Below are 11693 nucleotides of genomic sequence, written 5' to 3'. Positions count from 1 at the left end.
CGTGGCGGCGGAGGGGGAATGTGGCGGGCCATCGCGCGTGTCCCTCAGGGGTCAGGCGGGCTGCAATTCGCGCGCCGCGGGTTGCGTGCCGCTTGCCGGGAGCGGCGCCGCGCCATCGGCGCCGTGCACGGTCTGGAAGCGGCCGTCGCCGTTCAGCGCCACCTCGGTCACGCCGATCTGATCCTCCTCGCCGGCATGCCGGAACGTGGTGGTGATGCGCAGCCTGACGCTCGCCCGCTCGGGGGTGCCGGAACCGCGGCCGATATCGGCGCGCACCAGCGCGCTCCAGCCGTCGAGCATCTGCCCGTCGCCCGGCGAAATCGCCACGTCGCCGACCGCGCCGCCCTGCCACGCCCAGTCGATCGTCACCGGCGCCGACGTGCGGCCGCTCGGCCCGTCGATGTACGGCCAGTCGTCGAGGGCGATGCGCTGACCGGTCATGCGCGGCTGGCCGGCACCGCCCGCCAGTGCATTGGCGGGCTGGACCAGCCCGGCCAGTTGCGCAAGATCGTAGCTGCGCCCGTCGCGGCTCTCGGTGCGCCGGGTCAGGCTCACGCCGAAGCCGAATTCGCCGCCCGCGGCCGGCGGCTCGACGCCGAGCGCGTAGCCCGCGCCCGCCGCGCTGCCGCGATTGATCAGGTGACCGAACGTGCCGCCCGCATGCATGAGCTGGATCACGCCGATGCCGGCCGCGGCCTCGTATTCCGACACGAAATCCTCGTAAGTCATGATGTAGCGGCTGCCGGTCGCGTGAGTCGGCGGCAGGGTCCGCGCGCCGGGATGGCCCGGCGTGCCGACCACGCGGTCCAGCGGATCGGTGATCCGCACGAAATACGCGTCGCCGCTGCGATACATGCCCGTCACCACCACCGCATGGAAGAAGTTGACCGGCGCGCGCACGACTTCGGCGACCCAGATCGGCCCGTTGGCCTCGAGCAACCGCCGAAAGCCTTCGGGCGCGAAGCACGCATTGGGTTCGACCGTAAGGCTCGACGCCCCGGCGAAGACCGCCACCTCGGCCGGCTTCAGGCCATCCTGCATCTGGCGCTCGAGGCTGATGCAGCGCGCGAGCAGCGCCGGGTCGACGCTCTGGTTGTCGCGCCAGCCGATCACCATCGACGCGGCCGTTGCCCAGCACCCCATGTCGGTAGGCTGCGGGGTCAGCTGCACCTCGTCCCAGTTCACCGTCCAGTCGTCGGCGCCCAGCGCGCGCGCGGTGCCCGGCGCGACCGACAGCGCCTGGCCGATGCCGAAGAAGCTGCGGCTCGGGATCGGCGCCTTCAGGTGGCCGACATACGCGAGCGTTCCCGGGGTCATCGTGCCGGTCGACAGGCTGGCGAGATCGCCCGGCGGCACCCAGTGCGGCGGCACGCTGACGATCGGCTTGCCCGCGTCCTGGAAGGACTGGGCGACCAGTTGCGAGCAGAAGAAGTTGTCGGTGTCGGCGCCTTCGCCGAGCTCGATGCGGCCGACGAAACGGCGGCAGCGCTCCGCCGCGTCGCCCGACAGCAGTTCGCACGCGTGGCGATCGATCAGGTAGCCGCCGCAGCGGACCAGCCCGACATAGTTGAAGCCGCGATCGAGGTAGCGCGCGGCGGCATCGGCGACCTGCCGCTTCTGCGTATCGGTCAGGCCCGGCACCCGGAACGCGACCGCGAGGCGCGCGTCGGCCAGCGCATCCGCGAGCGGGCGCAGCTGGACCCCGCCGGGAATCGCCTCGATCACCTGCCCGCCTTGCCCGACATAGAGCATCGCATGGCTGACTTCGGCGCCCGAGCCGGCACGAATGACGCCGGAGCCGGGATTGCCGGTGGTGCTGAGAATGATGTCGCCGATCTCCAGCGCATCGGTGCCGATCGACAGGCCGCCGACGCCCGGATCGAGCGGAATGTCGTCGCCGAGGCCGCGGGCGGCGAGCCCCAGCGCCTGGCCGGCCGACTGCGGCTGGCAGGTGCGGCTGTTGACCAGCCGCATGAAGTAGTCCCAGTCCCAGTTGCCGTCGGGGCACGCGGTATGGCCGGTCGAGGTGTCGGCCTCGCGATGGCCCATGATCGTGGTGCGATTGATCGGCAGCTGATACTTGTCGCACAGCGACGCGACCAGCGCCGCCGAGGTTTCGTACTGGAGCGGGGTCGGCGCCAGCGCGTCGAAATGCTGGACGGTGCCGTTGCGGCGCGGGTAGTCGGCGCCGCCGCGCTTCACCGCGATATGCTCGATGCCGATGCTGCGCTGGTTCGAGCCCTTGCAGTGCCACGCCGTGTCGGCCTCGGAAACGAACTGGACGACTTCGCCCGCCTGCCCGACCAGGTAATGCGAACTCACCTTGGACGCGGCATTGGTGAAGGTATTCACCACGTGCTGCACGGTGGGCACGTCGGCGATGTGGATGATGATGCGGTCGATCGTCCTGCCGCCGCGCCCCTCGTCGAAATTCGGGCTGGCCGCGGTGCGCGTGACGAGACTGTTCTCGCGCGCCCCCAGCGCCAGCGCACTGGCCGTTGCGGACGGCTCGGCGGCCGCGTCGTCGTCGCTGTACGGCGGCGTATCGATGCCGTACGCCTCCGGGTCGTCGCTCAGGCCGCGCGACCACGCGAGCGACGACGCGGTGGCGATCGTGCCCGACGCGGCGCGCGAGACGCCGACGAAGATGCTCACCGGGCTGCCGACGCTGACGCCGGCCGACAGCGTGACGCCGACGAATTCGTTGCGGGCGTTGAACAGCGCCGAGATGCCGCCCGCCGTGGCCTCGCCGATCATCACGCCCACGGACGTGCCGGCGCCCGCGAAATCGTCGATATGCCCGCGCAGCAGGCTGATCTGGCCGGTGACGCTCGCCGACACGATGAAGCCGAAGTCGAGCTCGCCCGCCGCGAAGGCGCCGATGTCGTCGCCATTGGCGTCGAAGATGAGGCCGACCGAGCCCGAGCCCCCGGCTTCCAGCCCGGCGCCCGCGCCCGCGCCGATCGAGACCGACAGGCCGTTGCGCATCGCGACCGGCAGCAGCAGCAGCAGCGACGCGGTGGCCGGATTCGCGCTCAGCATCGCGCGCAGCGCGGCCCGCTCGACGGTCGAGAGCTTGCGCGGCCGCGGCCAGGTAAAGCTGCGGCGCTCGCCGGCAAGGCGGAACTCGGCATCGTCGCCCATCCCCTGCGAGACGGGCGCCGGCGCGGCGGCGGGCGCCGGTGCCGGCGCAGGAGGGATCGCTGCGACCGGCGCGGCGGCGTGCAGCGGCGGCAGCGGGCCGAACCCGTCGTCGTAGTGGACGTCGTGATGCGGCACAGCGGCCTCGACGCCCGGCTGCGGCGCGGCGGGAACGGCTGCCGGTGCGGCGGGCGCCGGCACGGCGGTGGTGCCCGGCCGGGTGCCGTCGCCGGCCCAGTTCAACAGCGGGCTCCTGACGCCGGTCCCCCCGCGCGTCGGGAACATGAGCACCCTGCGCAACCCCCGGTCGCTGAGCCCCGACAGCGACACGTAGGGGCTGTCGGCATTCGGCAGGACGTCCACCGTCCACGCATCGGCATCGGGCGATGCGGCGGTGGCGAGACCGAACCACAGCCGGCCCGCGCCCGCGAAGCGCGCCAGCACCGCGGGCGGCACCATGAACACCGCTTCGCCGCGCGGGATCGCCAGCAGGCCGTCCTCGCGGCTGGTGTAGAACGTCGACGACGTGCGGCCTTCCTTGCGCACGAACAGCGCGGGATCGGTGGCGATCACCAGTTCGGCGACGCACGGCGCGTGGCCGACGCGAATCGTGAAGCCCAGCATCGGGAAGCGGTCGGTCACGACCATGCGGTTGGGATGGAGTTGCGCTGCCATGTCGTGTCCTCAGCTCTGGTTTTGATCGGGCTCGTCGCGACGGCCGCCGAGCATCGGCTTGCTGCGCGCATCGATCGCGCGCTGTTCGAATTCCTGCGGTGGAAGAATCGCCAGATCCGGTTCCGGTTCGGCGATGTCGGCAATGTCGGGGATGTCGTGGTGCGTCGCTTCGAACTGGGCGATCGAACGCGCGAGCAACTGCGCCAGCAGCTTGGCGTGAACCGGGCTGACCGCGATGCGGCTCATCAACTGGACGTTGCCGGACTGCGGCTCGACCTGTCCGGCATCGATCAGGAACTCGAACGCGTTATGCCCGACCTCGAAATAATTCGCATAACTGGCCAGCAGCGGCCGTGGCTGGCCGGCCGGCTGCGCCGGATCCGGCGGGGCGTCCTGGAGTGGCTCGATGACGTGCACACGGCCTCCTTGCATGGCGACGGGCGGTCTGTCCGTCGATCTTCGCAAGGAGCGGGCCAACCCGCGCGCGCTGACGCAAGCGCATGATTTGCCGTGGAATTTCCCGGTCGGACCGGAATGCGTGAAGGCTGCCGGGCTGTACCATGTGACAGCCGCGCTGTCACACTGATGCAGTGTTGCCGGCGTCCAGGTTGTACTTGGCCAGCTTGCGGTACAGCGTCATGCGCGACCAGTTCATCTGGCGCGCCGCTTCCATCTTGTTCCAGTTGGTCTGGCGCAGCACCGAGACCAGCCGCTCGCGCTCATGTTCGCCGGCGGAAAAGTCCTGCACGAACAGGCGGCGAAACGCCGGCGGCAGATCGCCCAGCCCGAACGGGCGCCCTTCCGGCGCATCGATGAACAACGCCTCGACCAGGTTGCGCAGCTCGCGCACATTGCCCGGCCACGGGTAGTGCCGCATGCATTCGAGCAACGCCGGATCGGGCCGCCCCACCCGCATCGCACGCCGCTGGTTGTGTTCGGCGACGAAGTGATCGACGATCGACGCGATGTCTTCCGGCCGTTCCCGCAGCGGCGGTATCTCGATGCGCGCGACGTTCAGTCGATAGAACAGATCGGGGCGGAAACGGCGTTCGGCGACCAGATCCTCCAGTCTTTCGTTGCTGGCGGCCACGATCCGGACGTCGACCGCGCGTCGGCGCAGCGAGCCGACCGGCATCACCGTGCGGTCTTCGAGCAGGCGCAGCAGCTTGGCCTGGACGGCGGGCGGCATCTCGCTGACTTCGTCGAGGAACAGCGTGCCGCCGTCGGCCTCGACGAAGCGGCCGGGAAACGCGTTTTGCGCGCTGGTGAAAGCGCCACGCTCGTGGCCGAACATCTCGGATTCGAACAGGCTGTCGGGCACGGCGGCGCAGTTGACCGCGATGAACGGCTTGCCGGTGCGGGCGCTGAGGCGATGGACGGCGGCGGCGACGCGCTCCTTGCCGGTGCCGGTTTCGCCGGTCACGAGCACCGTCGTATCGGTCTGCGCGACCTTCGCCAGATAGCGGCGCAGGTCGGTCATCGCCGGGCTCGTGCCATGCAGCCCGAGTGACGTCGCCTGAATGCTTCCGGTCGTGCTCATGCGCGCGCCGCTCGGCTAGCAAACCGCTGACGGGTTATGCGCAGCCCCGATTTTCATCGCCACTTTCCCCCCGCTGGATATTGAGGAACAAGGCAACCATCCTCGATGGCGATTGTCGGCACGCGTTTAATTAGTACTTGGCGATGCGTATTGAATGGATAACCGCGTGTCCCGGCGCCGGCTGATAATCAGTGTAGTGTCATTATCGATATTCGTACAACCTGCCGACTACCGGCGCTTGCGCACGAAATGCCGGCCGCCGATGCGCCGGCGCAAAAAGCGAACAGGCCATTTCACGAATTTTTCATAATGGCATCGACTGGCCAACGAGTTTGGTCCGGGCATGCCGACTATCCACGGCCGGGTTGCCCATCCCGCATCGTGCGTTATCGCATGCGCGGGCGCCGTGCCATACGAATCTCCGGGATACCCTCAGCCCGTCCGACGCGCACTCCGCACCGGCTCACGCGCCGGCATCTCGACCGCAGATTGCATGAACCGCTGATCGACCGTCGCGGAGATGCGTCGTGCGGTTTCGCACAGCGCGACGCCGATCTGCCTGATCGACATCGCCCCGGCTTCTCCCGAGAGCGCCAGGTATGGGCAAGCGAGGATGGCGATTGCCGAGCCCGACTTGTCGACGATCGGCGTTGCGATATCCGTGATGCCGGGAATGCGCTCATTCGGGCGGCAGATATAGCCGTCTGCCTGATGGGTCGGCAATGCTTCGTCACTGCGCGGCTGGTTCCACGACTCGACATCGCGCCCGACGGTCCGCAGCAATCGGGTTCGCACGTCTTCGTCCTGCAAAGCCAGATACATCTCGCCCGCGGCGCTGCCGTGCAGCGGAACGCGCGTGCCGGCCCGGACCGCCAGGTTCCATTCCGTTTCAGCGCCGGCCGTTGCGATGACAACCATCGTGTCGCCATCGAATACCGACAGGTAGCATGACTGAACAGTCTGCAACGCGAACTGCTGCAGGAGCGGCGTGACAAGCGCGCCGAGCGATCGTGTCGGCGCATGATGCTGTCCGAGAAAATAAAGCTTCATGGTCAGCGCGTAACGGTCGTAACGATCCACCCTGTAGATGTACCCCCGCTCCTCGAGCACCTGCATCATCCGATACAGTTCGCTCCGGCTGCGCTTCAACGCGCGGCAGATGTCCGCCTGCGCCATTCCGTACTCGCGACCGATGAGCAACTCGAGAATATCGAGGCCCTTCTCGAGCGCCGGCGCACGATAATGCGCTTTTTTCCTGAGCCCCGAACCGTCGGGATCAACCGGATCTTCGTTTGGATTCCGCATGTGAAACGATGCCTCTGGAATTCAGCTCACTTGAGTCACGCCGGCGTGACCGCGCGCGTCATGCGGCGCTGCTGCGAATGCGGGAAAAATATCGTGGACACCGCTCACGAAGGCCGGATCGCATGGATCACGCCGCGCAGGTTTCTGGATGACGCCTCCTTTACGCGCGGCAGCGCGGCATGCACCTGGTTGCGCAATTGCGGAAGCGCCGACACGAACCGGTCCAGTACCGCCGCCAGATGCGTGGAGCGCATCGCTTCCTCGGGCTTCAGCAAGAAGCTGTCCGACAGACCGAAATGACTGAAGAGCCCCTGGAACTTGTCCTGATAGGTCAACGCGGCAACAGGCACCCCCATGCCAAGACTCGCGATCGCCAGATGCATGCGCCCGGTGACCACGCCGTCCACCTGCCCTGAAATGGCCTTCAGTTCCGCCGCCGACATCCTGGTGCGCGGGTAGCAAAGCCGCTCGCCCATCGTCGCGGCCAATGCGCGATGCAGCGGCTCGAGACAGGTATCGTCGCCGTCCCGGCCGCGATAGTCGTGGGACAGCAGCACGATGCTGATCCGATGAAGCGCCGCGAGTTCGCGAATGGCTGCCTGTGCCGACGCGACCAGCGCCGCGATATCGGCGTCGCTGGCCCGGCGGATCAGCATCGGGTGAAGGTTGAATGCGATCACGATGTCGCCGGCCGCGCGGCGCGCTTCGACCCACGCGGCCGTGCCCCTGACGCAATCGGACGAATCGTCCGGCTGAAGCATGAAGGCGGAATCCGCGACGAGCTCCGCGCTCGCCGAACTGAAACGCCTGAATCGATCGAGCGACACGCCGTCGCGAACGTTGACCAGCAGCCGCGCGTCGATCCGATCGAATGCATGCCGCAAAGGCATGTACGGCAAGCGGTTGAAGCTGAAGCCGAGAATCGTGCCGTGCACGCCGCGTCGGACCAGCAGATCCGCCGTTGCCAGCAACCTCAGCGACGTAATGGGCGAATAGTAGCCGTCCATCACGTCGGCGCCGATGACGACCACCGCGCTGGGTCGCAGTGCGGCGAGCCGTTCGACCGTGTCCGTCAGGCGCCATGGCTCGTTCCATGCGTCGACCGCATGCAAACCGAGCCGGGTCGCCGCGTCTGCTGCCGCGGGCGTGGCCGTGACGACCGACACCTTCAATGCGCCGTTCGCCTGCCGCAACCGCTCGACGACCGCGCGCAGCATCGCTTCATCGCCTTTCGAGCCGACCAGCGTCCACGGATCGCACGGCAGGATCAGCAGATGGGCGGCGGACGCGCCGTCGTCGCCCGTGACGCGTCGCGCGGCCTCGCGACGCCACTGCATGGTCAATCGCTTCACATACAACCACACGCGAAGCCGCTGTTTCAAACCGGCCAGTTTCGACATGTTCTGTTCCCCTGAATGATTCGGTGGTTTCGACGGATGCAACCGTCAGGCCGGTGCGGCGACCGGCGGCCGCCGCCGGAGCGTGTCGCGAAGCACGCGAAGCTGCGTGTCGTGCCAGGCCCGCGCGCAATCGCGCGCCGCCGCGCCCTGGGCAATCCGATGCGCGCGGTCCGTCGCGAGCCGGACGACCGCATCCGAAAAGCCCTGCGGATCGCCGTCGCGCACGACGGTGACCCCGCTCAGGTCATGCTCGCCGAGGCCGCGCGCGCCGGTCCGGGTGCTGACGATCGGTACGCCGAGCGCCATGCTTTCGAGCAGCTTGATGTTGATGCCGGTGCCGAGCAGCATCGGATTGATCGAGATCGGTGCGATCGCGAATGCGTCGCCCAGCTCGGCGACGGGGCCGTGCTTGACGATATGCGGCCCGTCGGGGACGGCCGCGGCAATCGTGCCGGCGAGATGCAGGCGGAACGCCGGCAGCCGGGCCACGATACGCGGCAGGATCTCGTCGACGAAGTATTTGACGGCGTCGCGATTCGGCTGGTTGTCGCTGCCGAGGAAGGTCGCGTCGGCATGCGCGGCACAGTCCACCTGTGGCGGAAACGCCAGCAGATGACTCAGCACCGCGACCGCCGGGGTAGCGCCGCTGCCGAGACGCGCCGCCAGCAGGTCGCCTTCCTCGGCCTGGATGGCCAGCGCGACATGCGCGCGGCGCAATCCGTCGCACTCCCGTTCCGGCGGAATCGAAAACATGTAGCGCTTCGCGCCGGGGCGGCCGATGAACGGCACATGCCGGTCCGCAAAGATGTCGTGCGTATCGATGACCTTGACCACCGTATCGGGAAACGCATCGAGCGCGCGCGAATAAAACACGTATTCGACGAACACGGCATCGAATGCGTGGTGCTGCTGCAGCGCGCGCAATTGTGCGGTAAAGCGTTCGCTGAACAATTCGTCGAGCCCCGTGTAGTACGCATGTCGGCTGCCGGCCGCTTTCGCGGCGAGACGACGCGCCAGCCAGGCCACCCGCTTGACGCGATACAGCGCCAGCGCCAGGCCCGCGCGGCGCAATATCGACACGCAGTCGGCACCGAACTCCCGGCGATGCGCGTCAAGGTCCATGCCGCCCGTCTGGCGCGATTCCAGATAGACGAAATGCACGTCGCAGCCGAGCGATTTGACCGCCCGCGCGAGATTCAGCACGCGACTGCGATTGCCGGCATTGACGGGAAACAGCGGAATGGGCGAGACGATGGCAACTTTCATGAGGCGTTTCCTTTGGGCGGAACCGGCGGCGGCGTGCCGCCCGGCACACCGTGACGAATGGCGATGAAGGTGCCGACGCGCACGGACTGTCCTCGCGCGAATCCGACGCCGTGGACATAAATGCCCTTCTCGTGATCGGCGCCGTACGCGAACGGGCCGCCCGGGACAGGCAGCCATTCGAATCGCGCGTCGTCGAGCGTGTGCGCAGGCGTGTCGGTGCGCAGCGTCATCGGCGGGTAGGCGCCCAACCGCACGGCCGCAGCGCCAGCACCACCCGCACCGCCGCCTTCCGGCACACGCACCGACGCGTAGAGATCCCAGCGCCCGTCGCGCGGCAGCTTGTCGAGCTTGAGCTGGATTGCCCAGACGCCCGAATCGCCGCGTATCGCTATCGCGGCGCCGTCGAGCGCCGTGGGGTCGGCCACCACGCGCGCGCTGTCGTAAAGATTCACACGCGAAACATCGATCGCGCGCCAGTCGCTGTCGGCGAGGCCCGCCACGAGCGGCGGCGCAACGACGGGATGCCGGTCGAGATCGAGCAATGCGCCGAGCGCCGCGAGATTGCCGCTTTGCCGGTACTGACGAACGCCCGCTGCCGAGATTGCCGCGTCGAAACGCGCGCGCCGCGCGCGGATATCGAGGTCCCAGCCTTCCTGCGCGGCGCGCGCCGCGTAGCGGTCGCGCAGCGCCAGGATCACGAAATCGAGCGGCATGCGCGCCTGGCGAACGCGCGCGCTACGCACGGCATCGCCGTCGACCGCCCGGGCGGCGGCGTCGAAATCCCGCTCCGACTCGCGGACGAAGTCGTACGTGTACATCGACATGCCGACCGGCGTCTGTTCGGCCAGCACGTCGCCGCTCGCGCGCAGCGCGGCGTGCATGCGATCGATGTAGCGGACGACGGCCGGCGCCGCCGCGCCGTAATAGGCGTCGCAATATTCGCGGACGAGCGTGCGCGGGTCCGCAGTCGGCGTCCAGAGCAGCCGGGCGATCAACCACACGCGCAGGCTCGCGAATTCGCCGCCGCGCGACTGCCAGTCGCCTTCCGCGAAGTAGCCGTCGACGCTCGGCAGCGTGGCGAGCCACGCGATGCTGCGGCCGATCGGATAGAGGTTCGGTGTCGGCTGGATGTAGCCGCCGAAGTTCACGACGTGATCCCACACGGTGACGTGCCGCGCGATGTCGCTCCATTTGCGCAGACCGTCGCGCAGCGACGCGTTGCGGTCCTCGTTCAGCGCGACGCTGTAGTCGACCTGGATCGTCATCGGATACACGCGAACGTAATCCGGGACCTGCATGCCGTCCGGCGGCGTGAAGCCCCAGTGATAGGCCGGCATCGCGAAACGCGCGCCGGGAACCTCCTGCCGGACCCGCGCCGCCACGTCCCGCACCATATCGAGAAACGCTGCCGACGGCGCACCGCCATGCGCGTCGGCAAACGCGCGGCTGGCTGCGTCCGGATCCCAGCCCCAGTCCATGTCGCGGATGCCGAACCAGATGCGGCTCGGGTCGGGTTGCCGCTTCAGGCGCGTCACGATCCCGGCCGCCATCGTGGCGCGGACGTCGGCCGACATCATCGCGAGTTGCCCGCCGGCATACCAGGCGGGATGCGCGGCCGCATACCGGTCACGCGGCACGAGCGTCCAGAAATCCGCATCGCCGTCCCGCGCGAGCCAGCTGCGATCCCACATGTCGATACCGGGCGGGGAAGCGCGATACGACGTGCCGTGCGACTCGCCGTTCAGCAGGTTGTGCGCGCGGAACGGCTTGTCCTCCCCTTCCGCGCTCAACACCTCCCGATACGCGAAGCGCGGAACCTGCCGGACGGGCGCCGTGTCGACGCGCAGCTCGGCCTGTTGCGGCACCTCGGTCGCATCGGGCGCGAGCCACTTCACGCCGAGCTTGCGGTCGAGCCACCAGTACGCGCCGAACAGCGTGCCGCGCGGGGTGTCGCCGGCCACGACGAGGTCGTCGCCGCTGCGGCAGACGACGAAGCCGTCGCTGCCGAGCGGCGCCGCGTGTGCCGACCGGCATCGTTCCGCCGCATGCTCGCCGCCGACGACAATGGCCGGCGTCCGGTCTTGCGCGTCGTCCGACACGGCGAACGATGCACCGCTGATTCGCGACAGGTAGTCGGCAATCTCGTCCGCCGCATGTCGCGTCACGGCATCCGTCGCACCGGCGCGAACGAGGTAGCGCGCGACGCCATCCCGCGCGAGCAGCACGCGCGGCGCCGACACCGGCGGCTTTCCGGCGACGACATTCACGACATTCGCGTCGTGCGGCGGCCGCACCGGCTGCGCGCAATCGCCGCCGCGTGCGGCCATCGCGCACAATGCGACAGCCGCGGCACGCACGGCGACACG

General features: G+C 68.6%; 7 protein-coding genes. All 7 read right to left on the bottom strand.

Annotated features, from left to right (window positions below):
* Positions 1 to 51: 51 nt before the first annotated feature.
* Positions 52 to 3816, bottom strand: a complete 3765-nt coding sequence (locus tag KVT39_RS11240; RefSeq protein WP_254640449.1) for an N-acetylmuramoyl-L-alanine amidase — start codon at positions 3814 to 3816, stop codon at positions 52 to 54.
* Positions 3817 to 3825: 9 nt separating this feature from the next.
* Positions 3826 to 4233 carry a DUF3467 domain-containing protein gene (locus tag KVT39_RS11235; protein WP_034185053.1) on the bottom strand — a complete coding sequence of 136 codons (408 nt, stop codon included), beginning with the start codon at positions 4231 to 4233 and terminating at the stop codon, positions 3826 to 3828.
* 160 nt (positions 4234 to 4393) lie between these two features.
* A complete protein-coding gene (locus KVT39_RS11230; protein WP_034185026.1) occupies positions 4394 to 5356 on the bottom strand; it encodes a sigma-54-dependent Fis family transcriptional regulator in 963 nt (320 codons plus the stop codon).
* A 432-nt stretch (positions 5357 to 5788) separates the two neighbouring features.
* Positions 5789 to 6661, bottom strand: a complete 873-nt coding sequence (locus KVT39_RS11225) for an IclR family transcriptional regulator (RefSeq protein ID WP_217589060.1) — start codon at positions 6659 to 6661, stop codon at positions 5789 to 5791.
* A gap of 104 nt (positions 6662 to 6765) precedes the next feature.
* Positions 6766 to 8061, bottom strand: coding sequence for a polysaccharide pyruvyl transferase family protein (locus KVT39_RS37960; protein WP_254640448.1), 1296 nt, complete (start codon positions 8059 to 8061; stop codon positions 6766 to 6768).
* A gap of 45 nt (positions 8062 to 8106) precedes the next feature.
* The gene (locus tag KVT39_RS37955) at positions 8107 to 9327 is read right to left on the bottom strand and encodes a glycosyltransferase family 4 protein (protein ID WP_034185024.1); all 1221 of its coding nucleotides are present in this window, start codon (positions 9325 to 9327) and stop codon (positions 8107 to 8109) included.
* Entirely contained in the window at positions 9324 to 11654 is a 2331-nt protein-coding gene (locus tag KVT39_RS11215; RefSeq protein WP_217589058.1) for a DUF4838 domain-containing protein, read from the bottom strand. Before KVT39_RS11215 ends, KVT39_RS37955 begins: the two co-directional genes overlap by 4 nt.
* Positions 11655 to 11693 lie beyond the last annotated feature (39 nt).

The organism is Burkholderia sp. GbtcB21, assembly GCF_019091065.1.
In the GTDB taxonomy this organism is placed as follows: domain Bacteria; phylum Pseudomonadota; class Gammaproteobacteria; order Burkholderiales; family Burkholderiaceae; genus Burkholderia; species Burkholderia pyrrocinia_C.
The sequence above is the reverse complement of the archived record's forward strand: the minus strand, read 5'-3'. Positions and strand labels throughout refer to the sequence as shown.